Source organism: Pseudomonas vanderleydeniana, assembly GCF_014268755.2.
Lineage (GTDB): Bacteria > Pseudomonadota > Gammaproteobacteria > Pseudomonadales > Pseudomonadaceae > Aquipseudomonas > Aquipseudomonas vanderleydeniana.
This window is the reverse complement of the sequence record NZ_CP077093.1, coordinates 12,705-36,732: the sequence shown is the minus strand read 5'-3', so window position 1 is coordinate 36,732 and position 24,028 is coordinate 12,705. Positions and strand designations below refer to the sequence as shown.

The 24,028-nt window shown below is 64.5% G+C and carries 23 protein-coding genes; 13 read left to right on the top strand and 10 right to left on the bottom strand.

Going from position 1 to position 24,028, the window contains the following annotated elements:
- Nucleotides 1–162: 162 nt before the first annotated feature.
- The 4 genes from argB to coaBC all read right to left on the bottom strand — a co-directional run bounded on the left by argB (nt 163) and on the right by coaBC (nt 5,462).
- Nucleotides 163–1,068 carry an acetylglutamate kinase gene (gene argB / locus HU752_RS00170; RefSeq protein WP_017901683.1) on the bottom strand — a complete coding sequence of 302 codons (906 nt, stop codon included), beginning with the start codon at nt 1,066–1,068 and terminating at the stop codon, nt 163–165.
- A gap of 52 nt (nt 1,069–1,120) precedes the next feature.
- The gene (gene algC / locus HU752_RS00165; protein ID WP_202894697.1) at nt 1,121–2,506 is read right to left on the bottom strand and encodes a phosphomannomutase/phosphoglucomutase; all 1,386 of its coding nucleotides are present in this window, start codon (nt 2,504–2,506) and stop codon (nt 1,121–1,123) included.
- A 1,286-nt stretch (nt 2,507–3,792) separates the two neighbouring features.
- Complete coding sequence (gene dut, locus HU752_RS00160; RefSeq protein WP_186687687.1) at nt 3,793–4,248, bottom strand: dUTP diphosphatase; 456 nt, start codon at nt 4,246–4,248, stop codon at nt 3,793–3,795.
- A gap of 5 nt (nt 4,249–4,253) precedes the next feature.
- The gene (coaBC, locus tag HU752_RS00155; RefSeq protein ID WP_186687685.1) at nt 4,254–5,462 is read right to left on the bottom strand and encodes a bifunctional phosphopantothenoylcysteine decarboxylase/phosphopantothenate--cysteine ligase CoaBC; all 1,209 of its coding nucleotides are present in this window, start codon (nt 5,460–5,462) and stop codon (nt 4,254–4,256) included.
- A gap of 137 nt (nt 5,463–5,599) precedes the next feature.
- Between coaBC and radC the strand changes: the two genes are divergently transcribed.
- A complete protein-coding gene (gene radC, locus HU752_RS00150) occupies nt 5,600–6,274 on the top strand; it encodes a RadC family protein (protein ID WP_186687675.1) in 675 nt (224 codons plus the stop codon).
- A gap of 33 nt (nt 6,275–6,307) precedes the next feature.
- On the opposite strand, the gene HU752_RS00145 is transcribed toward radC, so the two are convergent.
- Nucleotides 6,308–7,897, bottom strand: a complete 1,590-nt coding sequence (locus HU752_RS00145) for an ABC transporter substrate-binding protein (RefSeq protein WP_186687672.1) — start codon at nt 7,895–7,897, stop codon at nt 6,308–6,310.
- Between the two features lie 452 nt (nt 7,898–8,349).
- On the opposite strand from HU752_RS00145, the gene rpmB reads away from it, so the two are divergent.
- From rpmB to HU752_RS00130, 3 genes are all read left to right on the top strand, one after another.
- On the top strand, nt 8,350–8,583 hold the full coding sequence (rpmB, locus tag HU752_RS00140; protein ID WP_026144812.1) for a 50S ribosomal protein L28: 234 nt from the start codon (nt 8,350–8,352) through the stop codon (nt 8,581–8,583).
- Nucleotides 8,584–8,594: 11 nt separating this feature from the next.
- Nucleotides 8,595–8,750: a 50S ribosomal protein L33 gene (gene rpmG, locus HU752_RS00135; RefSeq protein WP_003177274.1), complete on the top strand. Its 156-nt coding sequence runs from the start codon at nt 8,595–8,597 to the stop codon at nt 8,748–8,750.
- 188 nt (nt 8,751–8,938) lie between these two features.
- Nucleotides 8,939–10,306 carry a hypothetical protein gene (locus tag HU752_RS00130; RefSeq protein ID WP_225920089.1) on the top strand — a complete coding sequence of 456 codons (1,368 nt, stop codon included), beginning with the start codon at nt 8,939–8,941 and terminating at the stop codon, nt 10,304–10,306.
- Here the strand turns inward: HU752_RS00130 and HU752_RS00125 are convergent, their stop codons facing one another.
- Nucleotides 10,307–10,669: a cupin domain-containing protein gene (locus HU752_RS00125; RefSeq protein WP_186687666.1), complete on the bottom strand. Its 363-nt coding sequence runs from the start codon at nt 10,667–10,669 to the stop codon at nt 10,307–10,309.
- A 238-nt stretch (nt 10,670–10,907) separates the two neighbouring features.
- Between HU752_RS00125 and HU752_RS00120 the strand changes: the two genes are divergently transcribed.
- Entirely contained in the window at nt 10,908–12,401 is a 1,494-nt protein-coding gene (locus HU752_RS00120) for an aldehyde dehydrogenase (RefSeq protein ID WP_186687663.1), read from the top strand.
- A 256-nt stretch (nt 12,402–12,657) separates the two neighbouring features.
- A complete protein-coding gene (locus HU752_RS00115) occupies nt 12,658–13,806 on the top strand; it encodes an MFS transporter (RefSeq protein ID WP_186687660.1) in 1,149 nt (382 codons plus the stop codon).
- Here the strand turns inward: HU752_RS00115 and HU752_RS00110 are convergent.
- Nucleotides 13,803–15,356 (bottom strand): phospholipase D family protein, encoded by a 1,554-nt coding sequence (locus HU752_RS00110; protein WP_437182316.1) that lies wholly within the window; start codon nt 15,354–15,356, stop codon nt 13,803–13,805. The two genes, HU752_RS00115 and HU752_RS00110, sit on opposite strands and share 4 nt — an antisense overlap.
- Nucleotides 15,357–15,420: 64 nt before the next feature.
- A complete protein-coding gene (locus HU752_RS00105; protein ID WP_186687655.1) occupies nt 15,421–16,854 on the bottom strand; it encodes an aminotransferase-like domain-containing protein in 1,434 nt (477 codons plus the stop codon).
- A gap of 181 nt (nt 16,855–17,035) precedes the next feature.
- On the opposite strand from HU752_RS00105, the gene HU752_RS00100 reads away from it, so the two are divergent.
- Nucleotides 17,036–17,281: a DUF1127 domain-containing protein gene (locus HU752_RS00100; RefSeq protein WP_186687653.1), complete on the top strand. Its 246-nt coding sequence runs from the start codon at nt 17,036–17,038 to the stop codon at nt 17,279–17,281.
- On the opposite strand, the gene HU752_RS00095 is transcribed toward HU752_RS00100, so the two are convergent.
- Nucleotides 17,278–18,570, bottom strand: coding sequence for an NAD(P)/FAD-dependent oxidoreductase (locus HU752_RS00095; protein WP_186687651.1), 1,293 nt, complete (start codon nt 18,568–18,570; stop codon nt 17,278–17,280). The genes HU752_RS00100 and HU752_RS00095 overlap by 4 nt on opposite strands.
- Nucleotides 18,571–18,722: 152 nt before the next feature.
- Here HU752_RS00095 and HU752_RS00090 point away from each other — a divergent pair, with 152 nt between their 5' ends.
- Entirely contained in the window at nt 18,723–19,076 is a 354-nt protein-coding gene (locus HU752_RS00090; protein WP_010447925.1) for a YkgJ family cysteine cluster protein, read from the top strand.
- A 168-nt stretch (nt 19,077–19,244) separates the two neighbouring features.
- Here HU752_RS00090 and HU752_RS00085 read toward each other — a convergent pair whose 3' ends face one another.
- Nucleotides 19,245–19,733 (bottom strand): Lrp/AsnC ligand binding domain-containing protein, encoded by a 489-nt coding sequence (locus tag HU752_RS00085; protein ID WP_054058367.1) that lies wholly within the window; start codon nt 19,731–19,733, stop codon nt 19,245–19,247.
- 156 nt (nt 19,734–19,889) lie between these two features.
- Between HU752_RS00085 and dadA the strand changes: the two genes are divergently transcribed.
- The 5 genes from dadA to HU752_RS00060 all read left to right on the top strand — a co-directional run bounded on the left by dadA (nt 19,890) and on the right by HU752_RS00060 (nt 23,957).
- Nucleotides 19,890–21,191 carry a D-amino acid dehydrogenase gene (gene dadA, locus HU752_RS00080; protein WP_186687649.1) on the top strand — a complete coding sequence of 434 codons (1,302 nt, stop codon included), beginning with the start codon at nt 19,890–19,892 and terminating at the stop codon, nt 21,189–21,191.
- Nucleotides 21,163–21,516, top strand: coding sequence for a RidA family protein (locus tag HU752_RS00075; RefSeq protein ID WP_186687647.1), 354 nt, complete (start codon nt 21,163–21,165; stop codon nt 21,514–21,516). Before dadA ends, HU752_RS00075 begins: the two co-directional genes overlap by 29 nt.
- Before the next feature lie 90 nt (nt 21,517–21,606).
- The gene (gene alr, locus HU752_RS00070) at nt 21,607–22,680 is read left to right on the top strand and encodes an alanine racemase (RefSeq protein WP_186687645.1); all 1,074 of its coding nucleotides are present in this window, start codon (nt 21,607–21,609) and stop codon (nt 22,678–22,680) included.
- A gap of 128 nt (nt 22,681–22,808) precedes the next feature.
- Nucleotides 22,809–23,357 (top strand): cupin domain-containing protein, encoded by a 549-nt coding sequence (locus HU752_RS00065; protein WP_186687643.1) that lies wholly within the window; start codon nt 22,809–22,811, stop codon nt 23,355–23,357.
- A 186-nt stretch (nt 23,358–23,543) separates the two neighbouring features.
- Nucleotides 23,544–23,957, top strand: coding sequence for a c-type cytochrome (locus tag HU752_RS00060; RefSeq protein WP_186687641.1), 414 nt, complete (start codon nt 23,544–23,546; stop codon nt 23,955–23,957).
- Nucleotides 23,958–24,028: the final 71 nt, after the last annotated feature.

The following is a 24,028-nucleotide window of genomic DNA, read 5'->3' as shown; positions in this document are numbered from 1 at the left end:
GGAGCGGGGCTTTATTATGCGCTCGCATCGTGGCGAACTTGCAGGACTGCAGGAGCGAGCTTGCTCGCGATGGTAGTCGCCTCAACGCCGGGCATCAGGTGACCAGCGTTATCGTTGACGTTTATCGCGAGCAAGCTCGCTCCTGCAGAGGGTACGGGCGGATCAGTGACGCTTGCGGTTGCTGATCAGGGTGCCCATGCCGGTGTCGGTGAAGATCTCCAGCAGGACCGCGTTCGGTACCCGGCCGTCGATGATCAGCGAGCTGCCCACGCCACCCTGTACCGCTTCCAGGGCGCACTGGATCTTCGGCAGCATGCCGCCGTAGATGGTGCCGTCGGCGATCAGGGCGTTGACCTGGTCGGTGCTCAGGCCGGTCAGGACCTTGCCTTCCTTGTCCAGCAGGCCGGCGATGTTGGTCAGCAGCATCAGCTTCTCGGCTTTCAGGGCCTCGGCGATCTTGCCAGCCACCAGGTCGGCGTTGATGTTGTAGGACTCGCCGTTGGCGCCCACGCCGATCGGCGCGATCACCGGGATGAAATCGCCCTTGACCAGCAGGTTCAGCAGGTCGGTGTTGATCCCGACCACTTCACCCACCTGGCCGTAGTCGATGATTTCCGGTGCGGTCATCTCCGGGGTCTGGCGGGTGACGGTGAGCTTCTTCGCGCGAATCAGCTCCGCGTCCTTGCCGGTCAGGCCGATGGCGCTGCCGCCATGGCGGTTGATCAGGTTGACGATGCTCTTGTTCACCTGGCCGCCGAGGACCATTTCCACCACGTCCATGGTCTGGGCGTCGGTAACGCGCATCCCGTCGACGAAATGGCTCTCGATGGACAGGCGCTTGAGCAGGTCACCGATCTGCGGGCCGCCGCCGTGCACGACCACCGGGTTGATGCCCACGGCCTTCATCAACACGATATCGCGGGCAAAGCCGGTCTTGAGCTCTTCGCTTTCCATAGCGTTGCCGCCGTACTTGATCACCAGCGTCTTGCCGACGTATCGGCGGATGTAGGGCAACGCTTCGGAAAGAACCTTGGCGGTGTTGGCAGCGGCTTCGCGTTCGAGGGTCATTCAGGGCTCCGGTGAAACAGGTGGTCAGGCGGTGTTCTACACCGCCTGGAGGTCAGAACGGTAGTTGGAGATCGGGTGCAACACGTTTGAGCTGGGCGTGGAACACGTCCTTGATGCGCTGCAGCTCGTCCTCGGTATCGGCCTCGAAGCGCAGCACCAGCACCGGCGTGGTGTTGGAGGCGCGAACCAGGCCCCAGCCTTTGGGGTAGTCGACCCGGACACCATCGATGGTGGTCAGGTTGGCATCGCCCCATTGTGCGTCGTGCAAGGCTTCAATGATGCTGAATTTGCCCTCGTCGGTCACATTAATGTTGATCTCCGGCGTGGAAATATCGTTCGGGAAGGTCGCGAACAGCTCCTCGGCGGTGGATTTCTCCTGGCTGAGGATCTCCAGCAGGCGCGCGGCGCTGTAGATGCCGTCGTCGAAACCGAACCAGCGCTCCTTGAAGAAGATATGGCCACTCATCTCGCCGGCGAGCAGGGCGCCGCTCTGTTTCATCTTCTTCTTGATCAACGAATGACCGGTCTTCCACATGACCGGGCGACCGCCATACTCCTGGATCAGCGGCGTCAGGCGGCGGGTGCACTTGACGTCGAAAATGATATCCGCGCCAGGGTTGCGCGACACCACGTCCTTGGCGAACAGCATCAGCAGGCGGTCGGGGAAGACGATGCTGCCGGTATTGGTCACCACGCCGACGCGGTCGCCGTCGCCATCGAAGGCCAGGCCCACGTCGGCGTTGGTTTCCTTGACCTTGGCGATCAGGTCCTCGAGGTTTTCCGGCTTGCCCGGGTCCGGGTGGTGGTTCGGGAAGTTGCCGTCGACCTCGCAGAACAGCGGGATCACTTCGCAACCCAGCGCTTCGATCAGCTGGGGCGCGATCACGCCGGCGGCGCCGTTGCCGCAGTCGACCACCACCTTGAGTTTCTTCGCCAGGACGATGTCCTCGCGGATTTGCTTGAAGTAGCGGTCGAGGATCTCGACTTTCTCGATGCTGCCCTTGCCGCTGCTCAGGTCATTGGTTTTCAGGCGGGTGTGCAGGGCCTGGATCTGTTCGTTGGCCAGGGTGTCGCCGGCGATGATGATCTTGAAGCCGTTGTAGTTCGACGGGTTATGGCTGCCGGTCAGCATCACCCCGGATTTTCCTGCCAGCACGTTGGCGGCGTAGTACAGGGCCGGTGTTGGCACCAGGCCGACATCGCTGACGTGGCAGCCGCTGTCATGCAGGCCCTGGATCAGTTGTTGGACCAGCTCCGGGCCGGACAGTCGGCCGTCGCGGCCGACCGAAACGTTGGGTTCACCCTGGGCCAGGCTCTGCGAGCCGATGGCGCGGCCGATCCAGTAGGCGGTCTCGCCATTCAGGGTTTCCGGGACGGTGCCGCGGATGTCGTAGGCGCGGAAGATGCTGTCTGGGAATGTCGGTACGGTGCTGTTCATTGCTTGAGGGTGCTCCGTTCTCAGGAAGTCCTGGTTTTCGTCGAGAATGTCGACATCAAGGAAGTCGACATCTTGGAATAGCGGATCGATCCAGTCGGCACCATGGGTGGCGGGTTGGTTCGGCTCCGGGGCACTGCTGGTCGTTGGGCCTGAATCGATGCCGGCATGCTGCGGGGTGGCCGCAGGCTGGGCGTTGCGCTGGGAGAAGCGCGCCAGTTCCTGCGCCAGTCCGTTGAGGGCCGGCAGGCTCAAACTGAAGGCTTTGACGGCTTTTCCGCTGGAGAGTTCGTGGAACAGCTGTTCCAGCTGTCGGGCATCGTCGTCGAGGCGGCGTTGCAGGCGCTGGTGGGTCAGGCGGATCGCCAGGGCGCTGCTGCCGAGCAGCAGTCCCATGACCAACAGCAGCAAGCCGTAGACGCTGGGCGGATAGCCGAACTGGTAGGCCGGGCCCGGGGTGAATTTGAGCGTCCAGTTGCCGCTGGCGAATGGGTAGGTCTCGGTCGAGGCAGCCGTGCCACGTTGATCGAGCACCTGCTCAGGGCTGCCGAGGATGCTTTGGGTCAGTTGTAGCGAGCCGGAGTTCGCCGGCCAGTAGGCCAGGGGCTGCAACACTTGCTGCAGATCGAACACCAGCAGCAGGGTGCCGGCTATCGGGGCGTCAGTTGTCTCGCGCAAGGGGGCGACGCTGTAGACCAGCCAGCGTTGGCCGACCTTGTAGGCTTCCGGTGCGGGCCGGGTGCCGCGTTCGGCTCGGCGGATCAGGTCCAGGGCCGAGAAGTTGAGCGGTGCGGCACGGTCGGTGAGCGGTTGGGCAGCGTCGCGCAGGTTCAATTGTGCATCGACCAGGCCGGGCAGGTAATGCAGGCTGCTTTCCGCCGCTTTCACGGCACTGCCGTCCGGGGCCCGCAGGGCCTTGAGGAGTGCGGGGTCGAGGGCGGCGGCGTCCGTCAGGGCGACCAGCCCGCTGGTGGCTTGGCTCAGTTGCGAGCCTGCCATGGCGCCGGCGGATTGCGCCAGTTGCGAGCGAAGGAACTGCTGCGAGGGGGCCAGAATGCCGAACCAGAGCAGTACGGCCGCGAGCAACAGGCCGCCGAGCGCGATTTTCAGGCCCGGCAGCAACGGCCTGGCGGCTTCGTTCGAAGACGGCAGCTCCTGCTGTTCGGCGCCGTTGCCGGCCTTTGCACTGCGCTTGATGCCTTTCAAATACCGCCTCCGCGAAACTCATCCTGAAATGCAGCGCGAATCATCCTGGCCGGCTTTTGGGCGCCGGCCAGGATCAGCGTAGGTCAATGGCTGCCCGAATGCCCGAAACCGCCAGCGCCGCGTTGGCTTTCATCGAACTCCTGGACCAGTTCGAAGTGCGCCTGGACCACGGGTACCAGCACCAGTTGGGCGATGCGCTCGCCGACGGCGATGGTGAAGGCGCTCTGGCCGCGGTTCCAGCAGGAGACCATCAGCTCGCCCTGGTAGTCGGAGTCGATCAGGCCGACCAGGTTGCCCAGGACGATGCCATGTTTGTGGCCCAGGCCGGAGCGCGGCAGGATCAGCGCGGCGAGGCCGGGATCGCCAATGTAGACCGACAGGCCGGTCGGGATCAGCAAGGTCTGGCCCGGCTCCAGTACGGTGTCCTGCTGCAGCATGGCGCGCAGGTCGAGGCCGGCGGAGCCGGGGGTGGCGTACTGCGGCAGGGGGAATTCGCTGCCGATGCGCGGGTCGAGGATCTTGGCTTGCAAAGCGTGCATGGGGATTAAACCTGGTTCAGTCGTGAAGCGATGAAGGAGATCAGCTGGCGGGCAATCTTGCCCTTGCTGGTCTGGGTGAAAACGGTGGCCTGCAGCTCCCGGTCGATCACGCTGCAGGCGTTCTCCTCGCTGTTGAAGCCGATGCTGGGGTTGGCCACGTCATTGGCGACGATCAGGTCGAGGTTCTTGTCCTTGAGCTTGCGCGCGGCGTAATCGAGCAGGTGCTCGGTCTCGGCGGCGAAGCCGACGCTGAAGGGGCGGTCGGGGCGGCCGGCGATGGTCGCCAGGATGTCCGGGTTGCGCACCATCTGCAGCAGCAGGCCGTCGCCGGTTGTAGGGTCTTTCTTGAGTTTCTGGGGGGCAACGACCTCCGGGCGGTAGTCCGCTACCGCGGCCGAGGCGATGAATACGTCGCAGGGGATCGCGGCCTCGCAGGCGGCGAGCATGTCGCGGGCGCTGACGACATCGATCCGGCTGACCCGGTCCGGCGTCGGCAGGTGCACCGGGCCGGTGATCAGGGTGACGCGGGCGCCGGCTTCGACGGCGGCCTCGGCCAGGGCGAAGCCCATTTTTCCGGAACTGTGGTTGGTGATGTAGCGGACCGGGTCGATGTTTTCCTGGGTCGGGCCGGCGGTGATCAGCACATGCTTGCCGGTCAGGGCCAGGTGCTGGAAGCAGTCGGCGGCGTGCTGGGCCAGGTCGGTGGCTTCCAGCATGCGTCCCAGGCCGACGTCGCCGCAGGCCTGGCTGCCGGAGGCCGGGCCGAAGACCTTGAAGCCACGGCTGTGCAGCAATTGGGTGTTGGCCTGGGTCGCCGGGTCGCGCCACATGGCCTGGTTCATCGCCGGGGCGATGGCGACGGTGGCATCGGTGGCGAGCACCAGGGTGGTCAGCAGGTCATCGGCGATGCCTTGGGCCAGGCGGGCGATCAGGTCGGCGGTGGCCGGTGCAATCAGCACCAGGTCGGCCCACTTCGCCAGCTCGATATGGCCCATCGCGGCCTCGGCTGCCGGGTCGAGCAGGTCCAGGTGCACCGGGTGCCCGGACAGCGCCTGCATGGTCAGCGGGGTGATGAACTCACTGCCGCCACGGGTCATGACCACGCGGACTTCGGCACCCTGGTCGAGAAGTCGGCGAACCAGCTCGGCGCTTTTGTAGGCGGCGATGCCGCCGCCGACGCCGAGAACGATGCGTTTCCGATACAGCCGCTGCATAGGCCTGCCTTTTAGTGTCCAGTGGTTACCACCCCCGAGGACGCCTCCCCAGGCCGGTTCGGGGGTAAAAAAGATGGACTACGATAACACAGCGCCCGCTATGGAGCAGCGGGCCCCCAGGGTGACAGGGAGGTGTGATGAGTATTCGTGATTGGCCGGCGGCGGAGCGGCCGCGGGAGAAATTGCTGGAGCAGGGGGCGGCCAGCCTGTCCGACGCCGAACTGCTGGCGATCTTCCTGCGCACCGGTGTGTGCGGCAAGAGCGCAGTGGATCTGGCGCGGCATCTGTTGAGGCAATTCGGTAGTTTGCGTAGCCTGCTGGAGGCTGGGCCGCGGGATTTCAGCCGGGAGTTGGGACTTGGGCCGGCGAAGTTCGCGCAGTTGCAGGCGGTGCTGGAAATGGCCCGCCGCCATCTGGCCGAGCGCCTGCGCCGCGACTCGGCGCTGGAAAGCCCGCAGGCCGTGCGGGATTACCTGAAGGCGATGTTGCGCCATGAGGCCCATGAGGTGTTCGGCTGCCTGTTCCTCGATACCAAGCACCGGGTGCTGGCCTTCGAGGCGCTGTTCCGCGGGACCATCGACAATGCCAGCGTGTACCCGCGGCAGGTGGTCAAGCGGGCACTGGCGCATAACGCGGCGGCGCTGATCCTCTGTCACAACCACCCTTCGGGGGTGGCCGAACCCAGCCACGCCGACCGGCTGCTGACCGAACGGCTGAAAACTGCGCTGGAGCTGGTGGATGTGCGGGTGCTCGATCATTTCGTCATCGGTGACGGCGACCCGTTCTCGATGATGGAGCATGGGATGATGTAGCGCATGGCCCCGTTGCCGGGGCCATGCGGGAGGTCAAGGCTTGACGCTGACCTTGGCGAAGTCCTGGCGACCGAACGGGCTCACCTGGTAGCCGTGGACGTCCTTGCGCACCAGGGCGAAGGCGGTCGGGTGGGCCAGCGGCAGCCAGAGTGCCTGCTGCTGGATCTGCGCCTGGGCCTGCTGGTAGAGCTTGCTGCGCACGCCCTGTTCGCTGGTGGTCTTGCCGGCGCTGATCAGCTTGTCCAGGTTGGCGTCGCAGTAGCGGGCGAAGTTGGTCCCGGATTTCACGGCGGCGCAGGAGAATTGCGGGGTCAGGAAGTTGTCCGGGTCACCGTTGTCGCCGGCCCAGCCCATGAACAGCAGGTCGTGCTCGCCAGCCTTGGCGCGCCGGATCAGTTCGCCCCATTCGATCACGCGGATTTCCGCCTGGATGCCCACTTCGGCGAGGTCGGCCTGCAGCAGCTGTGCGCCGAGGCTCGGGTTCGGGTTGAGCAGGCTGCCGGATGGACGGGTCCAGATGGTGGTCTGGAAGCCGTTCTTCAGGCCGGCCTTGGCGAGCAGGGCCTTGGCTTTCTCCGGGTCGTGGGCGTAGCCGGGCAGCTCCCTGGCGTAGCTCCAGGTATTGGGAGGGTACGGGCCATTGGCGGCTTCGGCGGTGTCCTCGAAGACCGCCTTGAGGTAGCTGGTCTTGTCGAAGGCCAGGTTGATCGCCTGGCGCACCTCAGGCTTGTCCAGTGGTGGGTGCTGGCTGTTGATGGCGAGGAAGGCGGTCATGAAGGCGGCGGTCTTCTCCACCTTGAGCGCCGGGTCCCTGCTCGCCGAATCGACGTCCAGCGGCTTGGGCGACAGGGCGACCTGGCACTCGTTGCGCCGCAGTTTCTGCAGGCGCACGTTGGCGTCCGGAGTGATCGCGAACACCAGGGTGTCGACCGCCGGTTTGCCGGCGAAGTAGTCCGGGTTGGCGCTGTAGCGGATCACGGCATCCTTCTGGAACCGGCCGAAGACGAACGGACCGGTGCCGATCGGCTGGCTGTTGAGTTTTTCCGGGGTATTGGCCGCCATCAGCTTGTCGGCGTACTCCGCCGAGTAGATCGAGGCGAAGCCCATGCTCAGGGTGGCGAGAAAGGTCGAGTCCGGGTGGTCCAGGGTGAAGCGCACGGTCAGCGGGTCGGTGGCCTCGATGCGCTTGATCAGTGCCGGCAGCTGCAGCGACTGGGCGTGCGGGAAGCCGCTCTGGGCGATCCGGTGCCAGGGGTTGGCCGGATCGAGCATGCGCTCGAAGCTGAAGCGTACGTCGGCCGCGCTCAGGTCGCGGGTCGGCTTGAAGTAGTCGGTACGGTGGAACTTCACGCCCGGGTGCAGCTTGAAGTCGTAGGTCAGGCCGTCATCGGAGACGGTCCAGCTGTCGGCCAGGCTCGGCACCAGCTTGCCGCTGGCGGCATCGAAGTCCACCAGGCGGTTCATCAGCACGTCCGCCGAGGCATTGGTGGTGGTCAGCGAGTTGTACTGCACGACGTCGAAGCCTTCGGGGCTGGCCTCGGTGCAGACGCTCAGCGAGGTCGCGGCATGGGCCAGCGGGCCGAAAAACGGGACGAGCAATAGCGGTAGGGCAGCGAAGCGCATGTTCAGTTTCCTTTGCAGGTCGTTGTCCCATCTGCGAGTGCAGTCTGGAAAAACCTCTACCCTAGTGCCCCGGGCGGCAATTGACTATCCCATTTTTACTCGGCCGGCCGGGCTTGCTGTACAATCCTTCGCTCTTGCCTGTGCGAGATTTCCCGACTTTTACAGTGAAGCGCGGATTTTGTGCGACGAGCGGCATTTTCTGCCCCGAGCCCCGGCATTGGGGTCTCGTACCCAGGTTTTCGGGCGCTCGAGACGCTTTTAATCGCACTTGATGTTGTTGCACCGTAGTCTTTCTGGTATAAAGCAGCGCTCTTTTCTAGGGGCCCGGTTCCTTCGCTTGTAGGTGTAGCCGGTAAGACCCTTAAAGAAACGCGGCGCCTGGCGCCAAATGACTGAGAGATTAAGCGGCCAACCCATGCCGGGTTGGGCATGTGGTTTTAGAGGGCTGAGGCATGTCTAGAGTCTGTCAAGTTACCGGTAAGGGTCCGGTGACTGGGAATAACATTTCCCACGCAAACAACAAAACCCGTCGTCGTTTCCTGCCTAACCTGCAGCATCACCGCTTCTGGGTTGAGTCGGAGAAGCGTTTCGTGCGCCTGCGCGTTTCCGCCAAGGGCATGCGTATCATCGACAAGCGCGGCATCGACGCCGTGCTGGCCGAACTGCGCCGTGATGGCAAGGTATAAGGAGCTAAATCATGCGTGAATTGATTCGTCTGATCTCGAGCGCCGGTACTGGTCATTTCTACACGACTGACAAGAACAAGCGCACTACTCCGGACAAAATCGAGATCAAGAAATATGATCCGGTTGTTCGCAAGCACGTGATCTACAAGGAAGGCAAAATCAAGTAATTGATTTTATCTTTCGAAAGAAACCCCGACCTGGTTCGGGGTTTTTTTTCGCCTTTTTTCGGCCTTTTCCTGCATCGTACGCCGCCATTTCCTGCGTTTTTCCTGATGGGCCTTTCCTAGACTGCCTGGGCAACCAGAAAACGCAGTCAGGGAGGACATTCATGGTTATCGCAAGGATGCTTTTATTGTTGCTGCTGGTATTCTTGGCCGCCGCCAGTGTCGCGGTCTCGGCCGCCCCGCAGGCCGCCGTCGAGATCACTCGCGAAGCCCATGTGCAGCGGCTGATCCGGGCGACGCGCACGGCCTGGCCAGCGTTGGCCGGGTTCAGCCCCACCACCCGGGTATTTGCCGACATCCAGCTGGTGGTCAGCGATGGGCGACGAGCCTGGGCGATGGGGGCGCGGGGCGGTGAAGAAGTGGCGATGGCGAAGGTCCGGGAGCTGGGTGTCAGCTACGAGTACCAGCGTTATCGCCGAATCGTCTGGCAGGGGCTGCCGGCGATCTTCATCGGCCTGGGGGCGGCGCTGCCAGCGCAGGAACGGCAGCGGTTGCAGGATCCACGGGCGCTGCCTGAACTGTTGGGCCTGGCGACCCACGAAGCCTTTCATTTCCATGTCGAAGCCGGGTGGCTGCGCCTGCCGGGTGCGGAGCGCAGCATCATCTATCCCGCCAGGGCCGAGCCCAGGGTGTATCGCAACCAGCTCATTCGCCAGTTGCTGGCGGCGGCCCTGGGGCAGCCCGAGGCCCTGGCGCGGGCCAGTCATTGGTATCGCCGCTGGCTGGACGAACATGCCGACGAGGCGGGGCGTCTTCGCCAGGTCGACCGCTCCGAGGGCACGGCACGGTACGTGGAGTCGGTTGCCAACCTGCTGGGGCAAGGAGTGCGTCCGGGTTCAGGCGAATGGTCGAGACTGAGGCTCGAGGCGCTGATCCGCCAGGGGCAGGAGCATGACCTTGTCGCCGACCTGGCTGCCGATGTGGAGAGCTATGTGCTGGGTGACCTTGCCGGTTATCTGCTTGAGCGCCAGGGTACGGACTGGTTGCCGCGCGTGGCTCTGGGCGAAACGCCGCTGGCAATCCTGCTGGATTCGGTGGCGCCAGTTGCCGCGCCGCTCGACAGGGCCGTGGAGCGACGAATCCGCAGGGCGGTCGCCGTTGCCAATCGCAAGGTGGCGCCGGTCCTGGAGTCTTTCCTGCAACGTTTCAACGACCCGGAGAGTGGGCGCCTGCTGGTGCCGAGCCGGGCCCTGCCGGGCAGCTTCGAGGTTGGCAACTCCTACCGCCTGGCCGCGCAACCGGAAACCATCGAGGTCGACGTGCATGCCGGGTTCGTCCTGGCCGACGGACGCATCGATCTCCAGGCCGCCACGGTCGCCACCCAGCTGAAATCGATCTGCGGCGGTGAGGACCTCTACTGGATCCTGCCCCTGGCGCCGGGCGAGTTGCAGGCAACCCCGGAGGGTCGGCTACGCATCGAGCGCGCCGACCTCAAGCTCGACATCGCCTACCCGCAGCGCGCTGTCGACGAGCCGCGCAGCTGGTGCGCGGCGGCCTGATCAGGCCTTCTGTTCGAACACCACGTAGATCTTGCGGCAGTGCTCCAGCACCTCCCAGGTGCCCTTGAAACCGGCCGGGATCACGAAGCGGTCGCCGGTGCGCAAGGTCTTGGCGTTGCCGTCGTTGTCGCGCAATACCGAGACACCCTGGACGATCTCGCAGTATTCATGCTCGGTGTAGTTCACGGTCCACTGGCCGACCGCGCCTTCCCAGACGCCGGCATTCATCTGCCCGCAGGGGCTGTCGTAGTGGTTGAAGACCGTCTGCTCCGGATCGCCCTTGAGGATCTTCTCCGGTGCCGGGCGGAAGCGCTCGGGCGCGGTGTTGGCTTCACTGAAGTCGACGATGTCCTGGATGTTCATGCTGCTGTTCCTCGGCAGTGGCAGGGCGGATGCTCGAAAGCTCCGAGTCTATGTTTATTAAAATGAACATGGCAACGGCGTTTGGCCAGCTGCTGTCAAATATATTGAAAGTTCAGGGGCCGCTGGTTTAGGGTGGTGGGTGTCGTGGGCCCGAAAAACGGGCTATCGAACAGGATTCTCGACGGTGCTGGCGCGAGAGCGCGTGGCGCTTCTATTTCAATAAGAGGAGGACACTCGCATGACCACCCTGACTCGTGCTGACTGGGAACAACGCGCCCGTGAGCTGAAGATTGAAGGCCGCGCCTATATCAACGGCGAATACACCGCCGCCGTTTCGAACCAGACTTTCGAATGCATCAGCCCGGTCGATGGCCGGCTGCTGGCCCAGGTTGCCAGCTGCGATAGCGCCGACGCCCAGCGCGCGGTGGAAAATGCCCGTGCCACCTTCGACTCCGGTATCTGGTCGCGCCTGGCCCCGGCCAAGCGCAAGGCGACGATGATCCGCTTTGCCGCGCTGCTGAAAACCAATGCCGAGGAGCTGGCCCTGCTCGAAACCCTCGACATGGGCAAGCCGATCACCGACTCGCTGTTCATCGACGTGCCGGGCGCAGCCCAGGCGCTGAGCTGGAGCGGCGAGGCCATCGACAAGCTCTACGATGAAGTCGCCGCAACCCCCCATGACCAACTGGGCCTGGTGACCCGCGAGCCGGTTGGCGTGGTCGGGGCTATCGTGCCGTGGAACTTCCCGCTGCTGATGGCCTGCTGGAAACTCGGCCCGGCCCTGGCCACCGGTAACTCGGTGATCCTCAAACCTTCGGAAAAATCCCCGCTGACCGCCATCCGCATCGCCGCCCTCGCCGTCGAGGCCGGCATCCCGGCCGGCGTGCTGAACGTGCTGCCTGGCTACGGCCACACCGTTGGCAAGGCCCTGGCCCTGCACATGGATGTCGACACCCTGGTGTTCACCGGTTCGACCAAGATCGCCAAGCAACTGCTGGTCTATTCCGGCGAGTCGAACATGAAGCGCGTCTGGCTCGAGGCCGGCGGCAAGAGCCCGAACATCGTCTTTGCCGACGCGCCGGACCTGCAGGCCGCCGCCGAGGCTGCCGCCAGCGCGATCGCCTTCAACCAGGGCGAAGTGTGCACCGCCGGTTCGCGCCTGCTGGTCGAGCGCTCGATCAAGGACACCTTCCTGCCGCTGGTGGTCGAGGCCCTCAAGGGCTGGAAACCGGGCAACCCGCTGGATCCGGAGACCAACGTCGGGGCCTTGGTGGATACCCAGCAGATGAACACCGTGCTGTCCTACATCGACGCCGGGCATGCCGATGGTGCCAAGCTGGTGATCGGCGGCAAGCGTACCCTGCAGGAAACCGGTGGGACCTATGTCGAGCCGACGATTTTCGACGGTGTGACCAACGCGATGAAGATTGCCCAGGAAGAGATCTTCGGTCCGGTGCTCTCGGTGCTTACCTTCGACACCGTCGAGCAGGCCATCCAGATCGCCAACGATACGCCGTATGGCCTGGCCGCCGCGGTCTGGACCTCGAATATCTCCAAGGCGCACCTGACCGCCAAGGCCCTGCGGGCCGGCAGCGTGTGGGTCAACCAGTACGACGGCGGCGACATGACTGCGCCGTTCGGTGGCTTCAAGCAGTCGGGCAACGGCCGTGACAAGTCGCTGCACGCGTTCGACAAGTACACCGAGCTGAAGGCGACCTGGATCAAGCTGTAAGTCGCAAGCGGCCCTGTGGCGAGCGGGCTTGCCCGCGCCGGGCCGCATAGCGGCCCTAAAACGAGTGTTCACGGTGTGCGAGGCAGATCGCGCTGACCTGTTGTGCGACGGCTTCGCAGTCGAGCGCGGGCAAGCCCGCTCGCCACCACAAGCCGTTGCCACACTGGGCATCGGTCTATCGGAAGACACAGCCGGACTCTTCGCAAGGAGGTCCGGTTGTGTTGTCTCTAGCAGAATTATCCACAGGAGCGTGGAAATGCGTTGGGCGACCTATTTCGCCGTCCTGGCTTCGGTCCTCAGTGTCGGCCTGGCACTGGGGGTGAGCATGCCGCTGGTATCGCTGCGCCTGGAAAGCTGGGGTTATGGCTCGTTCGCCATCGGTGTCATGGCGGCGATGCCGGCCATCGGTGTGCTGGTGGGTGCCAGCCTGTCCAGCCGGCTGGCGGCGCGTGTGGGTACGGCCCGGCTGATGGCCTCGTGCCTGTGGGCCGGGGCCTTTTCCATCGGTTTGCTGGCGCTGCTGCCGAGCTACCCGGTGTGGCTGGTGCTGCGCCTGATGATCGGGGTGATCCTGACCATCGTGTTCATCCTCGGTGAAAGTTGGATCAACCAACTGGTGGTCGAGCAATGGCGTGGTCGCCTGGTGGCGCTCTACGGCAGCAGCTACGCGTTGAGCCAACTGGCCGGGCCGCTGCTGTTGGCGGCGGTGGGGACCGAGCATGACTATGGCTTCTGGGTCGGCGTAGCGTTGCTGGTGACCTCGCCGTTCCTCCTGTTGGGGCGTAGCGGGGCGCCGAGTGCGGAGTCCGGGCGGGTGACGCTGATGGACCTGCTGGGCTTCTGTCGCAACCTGCCGGCGATCGCCTGGGCCATCTCGCTGTTCGCCGCGTTCGAGGCAATGATCCTCACCCTGCTGCCGGTGTACTGCCTGCGCCAGGGCTTCACGGCGGACATCGCCCTGGCGATGGTCAGCACCGTGGTGGTCGGCGACGCGTTGCTGCAACTGCCGATCGGTGCGTTGGCCGACCGCATATCGCGGCGGGCGATGTTCATCGGCTGTGCGGTGGCGCTGATGCTGTCGAGCCTGGCGGTGCCGCTGTTGATCGACACCCTGCTGATCTGGCCGCTGTGGGTGCTGTTCGGCGCGAGTGCGGGCGGCTTGTTCACGCTGTCGCTGATTCTCATCGGCGAGCGTTATCGCGATGATGCGCTGGTTCGCGCCAATGCTCACGTGGCCCAGCTGTGGGGCATCGGTTGCCTGATCGGGCCTTTGGCGGCGGGGGCCGGCAGCCAGTGGGTCAGTGGGCATGCCCTGCCGCTGTTCATGGCGGTGGGGGCCCTGGGCCTGGTGATCCTGGTGTTCCGCCAGGGGGCGTTCGGCCGGGCGGACCCGGTGGCGGCCTAGAGCATGCGCTCCAGCCCGACACGCTTGGTCAGCCAGGCATTGATCCGGCGCCACCAGCTGCCGGGCTCGCGGTGCAGGACATGGATCTGGCCGTTGTCTTCGGTGACCCACACCAGTTCGCCGGCCTCCAGGCGCGGCTCGTAGCTCAGCGCCGGGGCCATGCCCTGCAGGGCCAGGGTGCGCACGTGCTCGGCCAGCTCCGGGCTGTCCACCAGTACCCCGACTTCGGTGTTCCACAGCACCGAGCGCGGGTCGAAATTGAACGAGCCGATAAAGGCCTTCTGCCGGTCGAAGATCATCGCCTTGCTGTGCAGGCTGGAGTCCGAACCCTTGGACGAGCCGCTGTGGAACAGGTGCGGCCCGCTGCCGCTCCGGTCGCCGGGCTGGCGCCGCAGTTCATACAGTTTCACCCCGTGCTCCAGCAACGCCTTGCGATAGGGTGCGTAGCCGCCATGCACGGCCGGCACGTCGGTGGCTTCCAGCGAGTTGGTCAGCAGGCTGACCGAAACCCCGGCATCGGCCCGTCCGGTCAGGTACACCAGCCCGGGCTGGCCGGGGACGAAGTACGCGGAAATCATCATCAGTTCGCTGTGGACGCTGGTCAGCACCGGTGACAGCTGGGTGGTCAGCAGCAGGCGCGGATCGGGTTCGTCCTGGGCCAGCACCTTGCTCGGCGAATCCCACAGCGCCTGGTTCCAGGCCCAGATCAGTTCACGGCGCCAGGTGTCCATCCTGGGGTGGTACTGGTAGTCGGCCAGGCGCTGGTACAGCGCGGCATTGCGCTGGCGCCAGGCGATGAGCGAGCGCACCAGGCGTTCGCGGGTCTCGGCCAGGTCGCTGGCGGTCGGCTGGCGCGAAAGGAACTCGCCGATCGGCTTGCTCAGGGCACTGTTCCAGTACTGGTCGAAACTGTGGCCGAGTTGTTCGGCCACCGGCCCGACGCTGAGCATGTCGATGTCGGTGAAGTTCAGGTCCTGCTGGGCGCCGAAGTACTCGTCGCCGAGGTTACGTCCGCCGACGATGGCTGCGCTGTTGTCGGCCAGCCACAGCTTGTTGTGCATGCGCCGGTGCTGCAGGTTCAGGTTGAACAGGCGGCCGAGGGTGCGCGTGGCGAGGGTGCTGCGGCCCAGGTCCAGCGGGTTGAACAGGCGGATCTGGATATGCGGGTGGGCGGCCAGGGTGGCGATGATGTCGTCGAGGCCGTCGCTGGTGGTGTCGTCCAGCAGGATGCGCACCCGCACGCCGCGGTCGGCGGCCTTGAGCAGTTCGTCCACCAGCAGCCGGGTGCTCAGGCCGTCATGGACGATGTAGTACTGCAGGTCGAGGCTGGTCCGGGCATTGCGGATCAACTCGGCGCGGGCCCGGAACGCTTCGCCACCGTTGGGCAACAGGCGAAAGCCCGAGCGGCCCTGGTAGGCCGCGGCCTGGGCCTGGAGGTCGCGACCGAAGGCCGAGTTCGCGGCGGGCAGGGCCTGGCTGGGAACCCGGGGAGTGTCCAGTGAGGCGCATCCGCCCAGCAGCAGGGCAAGCAACAGCAAACAGGGTTTCAAGCGCGGTCGCCCCAAGTCGAGTCTGGTCAGTGTCGGGATATGGACGCTGTCCGGCCGATAAAGGTCAATCGTTGCTGCACGAATCTTCTTCGAGCAGGCGGGTTGCTGTCGCCCCGACCTTGCGCACCGCTTCCTCGATCTGCGCCGTTGGCTTGGCAGCGTAGTTCATCCGCAGGCAATTGCGGTACTTGCCCGAGGCCGAGAAGATGCTGCCCACCGCGACCTGGACGCCCTGGTCGACCAGGGCACGGTTGAGTCGCTGGGTGTCGAAGCCGTCCGGCAGCTCGACCCACAGCATGAAGCTGCCCTGGGGGCGGCTGGCCCGGGTGCCGGCGGGGAAGTAGCGGCTGACCCAGTCGAGCATCAGGTCGCGGTTGCGCTGGTACTGGGTGCGCATCCGCCGCAGGTGCGGTTCGAAATGGCCGTTGCGCAGGAAGTCGGCGACCGCCAGTTGCGGCTGTGGGGCGCTGGCGCCGGTGCTGATGTATTTCATGTGCAGCACGCGCTCCAGGTAGCGGCCGGGCGCGACCCAGCCGACCCGCAGACCGGGGGCGAGGGTCTTGGAGAACGAACTGCAGAGCAGCACCCGGCCGTCATCGTCGAAGGACTTGATGGTCCGTGGCCGTGGGTAGGTGTAGGACAGTTCGCCATACACATCATCCTCGATGATCGCCACGTCGAAGCGCTGGGCCAGTTGCAGCAGGGCGCGCTTGCGCGACTCCGGCATGATGTAGCCCAGCGGGTTGTTGCAGTTGGGCGTCAACTGTATGGCCTTGATCGGCCACTGCTCCAGGGCCAGCTCGAGGGCATCGAGGCTGATGCCGGTCAGCGGGTCGGTAGGAATCTCCAGGGCTTTCATGCCCAGCCCCTTGAGGGTCTGCATGGCGCCGTGGAAGCTGGGCGAGTCCACCGCGACGATATCGCCATGGTCGCAGGTGGCGCGGATGCTCGCCGACAGCGCTTCATGACAGCCGGTGGTGACCACCAGGTCCTGGGCGCCGAGGTGGCAGCCGGAATCGAGCATCAGCCGGGCGATCTGCTCGCGCAGCCCGAGGTTGCCGTAGATGTTGTCGTAGGCCAGGCCTGGCAGGTCCTGGCGGCGGCTGATCTGCGCCAGGCTGCGCAGCAGCGGCTTCATGGTCGGGCTGCCGATGTCGGGGATGCCGCGCCCCAACTGTACGGTGTCCTTGCGCGGTACCGCTCGAATCAGTTCCAGCACCTGGTCCCACTGGGAGATTTCCACGGGCCGTTGCGCCGGGCGCCCCGCCACCGGAAGCGCCGGCAATTCCCGGCTGGTCGGCACGAAATAGCCGGACTTGGGCTTGGGCAGCGCCAGGCCGTTGTCCTCCAGCAACCGATAGGCCTGCTGCACCGTGCTCAGGCTGACACCATGCTCGACGCTCAATGCCCGTACAGAAGGCAGGCGATCGCCGGGGCGGTAGAAGCCTTGTTCTATGCGGGTTCCCAACAATTCGGCAAGGTTTACGTAGAGGCTCATGGCGGCTGCTCGATCAGGAGGCGAACGGGATACCGGTACAGATTGCCAGAAAATAGAGGATTCAGTGGCGATTTCGCGTTATCTGTATGGAAATAATACAGGTTGTTTGAATCTGTAATGGTTTTGCGCGAAAGGCGATCCTTGCTGCTCATGGCAACCGAGTAACGAAGGAGCAGTGGCAATGAACGGCTTGAGCGATGTGCGTCTGGTTTTGCGGGCTCAGGAACTGCTGACCGAGCAGGAGCGGGCGGGGGCGGTTTCCACCGCGGTCCCGCGTGCTCCCGAGCTGGGTCGGATGGGCCTGTTCTGGCATCGCCTGCGTACCCGCAGGATGCTGCTCGAACTCACGCCCGACGAGTTGCGCGATGTCGGCCTGACGCGCAGCGAGGCCTTGGCCGAAGGGTTGAAACCCTTCTGGAGGGATTAACCCAATTCCTTGAGACGATGCCAGAGCATGCCCAGCGCCAGCAGGGGTGAACGCAGGTAGCGGCCGCCCGGGAAGGTGATGTGCGGGACCCGGGCGAACAGGTCGAAGCCGTTGCTGTGCTGGCCGCTGATGGCTTCGCCCAGCAGCTGGCCGGCCAGGTGGGTGGCGTTGAGGCCGTGGCCGGCGTAGGCCTGGGCGTAGTAGACGTTGGGCTGGTCTTTCAGGCGGCCGATCTGCGGCAGGCGGTTGGCGCCGATGCCGATCATCCCGCCCCACTGGTAGTCGATCTTCGCCCCGGCCAGCTGCGGGAATACCTTGAGCATCTTGGGCCGCATGTAGGCGGCGATGTCCTGCGGGTCGCGGCCGGAGTAGTGGCAGGCCCCCCCGAACAGCAGGCGGCGGTCGGCCGATAGCCGGTAGTAGTCCAGCGCCACCCGCTGGTCGCAGACCGCCATGTTGCGCGGCAGTACCGAGCGGGCCTGTTCCTCGCTCAGCGGCTCGGTGGCGATGATGTAGCTGCCGGCGGGCAGTACCTTGCCGCCCAGTTCATCGTTGAGTCCGTTGATGTAGGCGTTGCACGCCAGCACCAGGGTTTTGGCGCGTACCGAGCCCTGGGCCGTATGGACCCGCACCTGCGCGCCGTAGTCGATGCGGGTGACGGCGGACTGTTCGAACAGTTTCACGCCCAGTTGCTCGGCCGCGGCCGCTTCGCCGAGCGCCAGGTTCAGTGGGTGCAGGTGCCCCGAGCCCATGTCGATGAGGCCGCCGACATAACGGTCGGAGCCGACCACGCTGTGCATTTCGTGGGCCTGCAGCAGGCGGGTCTCGTGGCGATAGCCCAGCTGCCGCAGTTCCTCGGCATCCTCGGCGAAGCCCTCCAGCTCGCGGGGTTTGTTCGCCAGGTCGCAGTAGCCCCAGGTCAGGTCGCAGTCGATCTGGAACCGCTCGATGCGGCGGCGGACGATTTCCACCGCTTCCAGTCCCAGCAGTTTCAACTGGTGCACACCGTCCTGGCCGATGATGTCGCTGAACTGCTCCAGGCCATGGCCGACGCCTCGAATCAGCTGCCCGCCGTTGCGCCCGCTGGCGCCCCAGCCGATCTTGCGGGCTTCGAGCAGGACCACGCTCAGGCCGCGCTCGGCCAGCTCGATGGCGGTGTTCAGCCCGGAGAAACCGCCGCCGACCACGCAGACATCGGCCTGCAACTCGCCCTGCAGTCGTGGGTACTCGGGCTGTGGGCGGCTGCTGGCGGCGTAGTAGGAAGCGGTATGCCGGGCAGGGGCGTTCATGTGGGTGATCCTGATGGTCGTGTTTGGAAAATTTGACGCAGGAGGATAAGCCGGACCTTTGCGTACGGGCAACCGCGCTACCGGCGGTGCTGTCTGGGGCAGGGCTTTTCAGGCAGAATCCGGGTTTTCCCAGGCCCTTGGTAACGACCGCGATGAGCTGCAACAGCCAGAAAATCCGCTTTCTGCGGCAGCAGATCCCGTCCTTCGAATGCGTGCCGGGTTGTCATGACTGTTGCGGGCCGGTGACCACCTCATCGGAAGAAATGGCCCGTCTGCCACGCAAGACTGCTGCCGAGCAGGAAGCGGCGCTGAACGAACTCAACTGCGTGCACCTGGGGCCGAACGGCTGCACGGTGTATGACGAGCGGCCGCTGATCTGCCGACTGTTCGGCACCACGCCGAGCCTGCCGTGCCCCAATGGCCGGCGCCCGGTGGAGATGATTCATCCGCGGATCGAGAAGCAGGTTCATGACTACATCGCCAGTACCCGGCAGGTGCTGGTGTAGTCCCGCCACAGAACCTGTGTCCGACTGTTCACCGGGGAGGTCTGTGGGAGCCGGATTTATCCGCGAAGAGGCCCTTGAGACTGCCAAAAGCTTCGCGGATGAATCCGGTTCCCACAGTTAGGCTTCTACAGTGGTCATATTTTCCTCCAGCCGAAACCCTCGACAGGATCAGTCGGGGATCGGCAGGTTCAGGCTCTCCTTCACTTCTTCCATCACGATATAGCTCTTCGACTCGCGCACGTGCGGCAGCTTGAGCAGGATGTCGCCCAGCAGCTTGCGATAGGACGCCATCTCGGAAATCCGTGCCTTGACCAGGTAGTCGAAGTCGCCCGACACCAGGTGGCATTCCAGCACATGCGGCAGCTTGAGCACCGCGCGGCGAAACTCCTCGAAGGTGTCGCCGGACTTGTAGTCGAGGCTGATCTCGACGAACACCAGCAGGCTGCCCTTCAGGTGCTGCGGATTGAGCCGGGCGTTGTAGCTCATGATGATCCCTTCGCGCTCCAGCCGGCGCACCCGCTCCGTGCAGGGCGTGGTGGACAGCCCGACCTTTTCGCCCAGCTCGGTGAACGAAATACGCGCGTCCGTCTGCAGGATCCGCAGGATGTTGCGGTCGATCTTGTCCAGCTCGCGTTTGCTCTGGTGGTTGGTCCGCATAGGGGATGCGCCTCCGTAAAAAGCCATTTTGCCGAGAATTCTCGCCAAATATAGGCGCTTATATAGTGAAAAGCACTGGCTATTGTTTTCTACACTGCGCGCATCTTCGTTTGAACAATAAACATCGGCGGCTGGCCGCCATTGAGGGGCATCAACATGCGAGTTCTGGTCTTGGGCAGTGGCGTCATCGGCACCACCAGCGCTTATTATCTGGCCCGGGCCGGCTTCGAGGTGGTAGTGGTCGACCGTCAGCCAGCCGTCGCGATGGAAACCAGCTTCGCCAACGCCGGCCAGGTTTCGCCGGGCTATGCCTCGCCATGGGCCGCTCCGGGCGTGCCGCTCAAGGCCATCAAGTGGCTGCTGCAGCGCCACGCGCCGCTGGCGATCAAGGCCACCGCCGATGTCGACCAATACCTGTGGATGGCGCAGATGCTGCGCAACTGTACTGCCAGCCGCTATGCCGTGAACAAGGAGCGCATGGTTCGCCTGTCCGAGTACAGCCGCGACTGCCTCGACGAACTGCGTGCCGAAACCGGCATCACCTATGAAGGCCGCACCCTGGGCACCACCCAGCTGTTCCGCACCCAGGCCCAGCTGGACGGTGCGGCGAAGGACATCGCCGTGCTCAAGGAGTCCGGCGTGCCTTTCGAACTGCTCGACCGTGCCGGCATTGCCCGGGTCGAGCCGGCCCTGGCCAACGTCACCGACATCCTCGCCGGGGCGTTGCGCCTGCCGAATGACCAGACCGGCGACTGCCAGATGTTCACCACCCGCCTGGCCGAAATGGCCGTCAAGCTGGGTGTGGAGTTCCGCTTCGGCCAGGACATCCAGCGCCTGGACCATGCCGGCGACCGGATCAATGGCGTGTGGATCGACGGCAAGCTGGAAACCGCCGACCGCTACGTACTGGCCCTGGGCAGCTATTCGCCACAACTGCTCAAGCCGCTGGGGATCAAGGCACCGGTCTATCCGCTCAAGGGTTACTCGCTGACCGTGCCGATCACCAACCCGGCGATGGCACCGACCTCGACCATTCTCGACGAGACCTACAAGGTCGCGATCACCCGGTTCGACAACCGCATCCGTGTCGGCGGCATGGCGGAAATCGCCGGTTTTGACCTGTCGCTGAACCCACGTCGGCGTGAAACACTGGAGATGATCGTCAACGATCTTTATCCTCAGGGCGGTGACCTGCCGTCGGCCAGTTTCTGGACCGGCCTGCGTCCGACCACCCCCGACGGCACCCCGATCGTGGGCGCCACGCCGTTGCGCAACCTGTTCCTGAACACCGGTCACGGTACGCTCGGCTGGACCATGGCCTGTGGTTCCGGTCGCCTGCTGGCGGACCTGATGGCCAAGAAAAAGCCGCAGATCAGTGCCGAAGGCCTCGATATTTCCCGTTATGGCAACCATCAGGAGACTGCAAGACATGGCAATCCAGCGCCAGCTCACCAATGAGCGCATGAGCCAGATCGTTGTTCACGGCGGTACCGTTTACCTGGCCGGCCAGGTGGGTGACGACCTGAGTGGCGGGATCGAGAAACAGACCCGTGAAACCCTGGCCAATATCGAGCGCCTGCTGGACCTGGCCGGTACCGACAAGACCCGCCTGCTGTCGGTGACGATCTACCTGAAGGACATCGATGCCGATTTCGCCGGCATGAACGCGGTCTGGGACAAGTGGCTGCCCAAGGGCGTCGCCCCGGCCCGCGCCACGGTCGAGGCCAAGCTCTGCGAACCGGAAATCCTGGTAGAGCTGTCCGTTGTGGCGGCGCTGCCTTAACGCAAGATCCCTCTCCCGGCATGACTTTTGGTCCCCCGTTCGTCATGCCGGTTTTTTTATTGCCAACCGACTGCCTAGAAGTTTGCCGCCATGCGTCCTGCCCGTGCCCTGATCGATCTCCAAGCCCTGCGCCACAATTACCGGTTGGCCCGCGAAGTTGCGGGTGCCCGCGCCCTTGCCGTGATCAAGGCCGATGCCTATGGACACGGTGCGGTGTCTTGCGCCCAGGCACTGGAAGCCGAGGCCGACGGTTTTGCCGTGGCCTGCATCGAGGAAGCGCTGGAACTGCGGGCCGCGGGCATTCGCGGGCCGATCCTGCTGCTCGAAGGCTTTTTCGAAGCCGATGAGCTGCCGCTGATCGTCGAGCACGATCTCTGGTGCGTGGTGCACTCGCTGTGGCAGTTGGAAGCGATCGAGCGTGCGGCCATCGCTACACCGATCACTGTCTGGCTGAAGCTGGACACCGGGATGCACCGCGTCGGCCTGCATCCGGACGACTACCAGGCGGCCTATCGTCGCCTGCTGGCGACCGGCAAGGTGGCGAAAATCGTACTGATGAGCCACTTCGCCCGTGCCGACGAGCTGGACTGCCAGCGCAGCGAAGAGCAGGTCGCGGTGTTCGAGGCGGCCCGTCAGGGCCTGGCCGCCGAGGTCAGCCTGCGCAACTCGCCGGCGCTGCTCGGCTGGCCGCGTATTCCCAGTGACTGGGTCCGCCCGGGCATCCTGCTCTACGGCGCCACCCCGTTCGATGCCGAGCATCCGGTCGCGGCACGCATGCAGCCGGTCATGACCCTCGAATCGAAAATCATCAGCGTGCGCGAACTGCCGGCCGGCGAGCCGGTGGGCTATGGCGCCAGGTTCATCACGCCCAAGCCGATGCGCCTCGGGGTGGTCGCCATGGGGTATGCCGATGGCTACCCGCGCCACGCCCCGACCGGTACGCCGGTGCTGGTGGCCGGCCAGCGCAGCCAGCTGCTGGGGCGGGTGTCGATGGACATGCTCTGCGTCGACCTCACGGACATCCCCCAGGCCGGGCTGGGTTCGCCGGTGGAACTGTGGGGCAGGAACATCCTGGCCAGCGACGTGGCGACCCGGGCTGAAACCATTCCGTACCAGATCTTCTGCAACCTGCGCCGGGTCCCAAGGCTCTACACCGGGCAATAGCGGGCGGCACGCACGACCGTTGGGGATTTTGCCCAGGCGGATTCGGGTCCAAGTGTTGTAAATACTGAACGCTATGCCATGATATCGCTCAATTACAACATCGCCTGAATCCCTGGGGGGCTGCCGCATTGGACGTCGGTGAACGACTGCAATCCATCCGCAAAATGAAAGGTCTGTCTCAGCGTGAACTCGCCAAGCGTGCGGGCGTCACCAATAGCACCATTTCGATGATCGAGAAGAACAGCGTCAGCCCCTCGATCAGCTCGTTGCGCAAGGTGCTTGGCGGCATTCCCATGTCGATGGTCGAGTTCTTTTCCGAAGAGATCCTCCAGGAGACGCCGACGCAGATCGTCTACAAGGCCCATGAGCTGATCGATATCTCCGACGGTGCGGTGACCATGAAGCTGGTCGGTCGCGCCCACCCGAGCCGCGCCATCGCCTTTCTCAACGAAATCTACCCGCCCGGCGCCGACACCGGCGAGGAAATGCTCACCCACGAGGGCGAGGAGACCGGCATCCTGCTCGAAGGTCGGCTGGAACTGGTGGTCGGCCTGGAAACATTCGTCCTCGAGGCGGGGGACAGCTACTATTTCGAAAGTACCAAGCCGCATCGCTTCCGTAATCCGTTCGATGCCCCGGCGCGACTAATCAGCGCAGCGACACCGGCCAACTTCTGATGGCCAGGGGCGCCAGGTCAGGGATTTCAGGGCGCCCGGCAGTACGGACCCGCGTCGCGGGCAATACCCTTGTAACTCTAGGGGTTGTTTCGCAGTAGCGGTCTTACCGCTATACTCACGCCCGCCCGCGAAACCGTGGTCGCGGCGTGATTAGCCACCATTGAGGGTGAACGCGTGAACCTAATTATGAAAATGCTGGCTGCACCAGCAACCGTACTGGCCCTATGGGCGGCCAGCGCTCAAGCTACGACGAACGACGACATTGCCAAGCGCCTGGAGCCGGTCGGCCAGGTCTGCGTACAGGGCCAGGAGTGCAAGGGGATGGAGGTGGCGGCCTCCGCCGGCGGCGGCGGTGGTGCGAAGACGCCTGACGAGGTGATCGCCAAGCACTGCAACGCCTGCCATGGCTCCGGCCTGCTGGGCGCGCCGAAAATCGGTGACACCGCAGCCTGGAAGGACCGTGCCGATCACCAGGGTGGTCTCGACGGCATCCTCGCCAAGGCCATCACCGGTATCAACTCGATGCCACCCAAAGGCACCTGCGCCGATTGCTCGGATGAAGAGCTCAAGGGTGCGATCAAGAAGATGTCCGGCCTGTAAGCCAGCGAGTCTTCCCGGAAAAAGCCGCTTTCGAGCGGCTTTTTCGTGCCTGCTTTCCGGAATTTTCGATT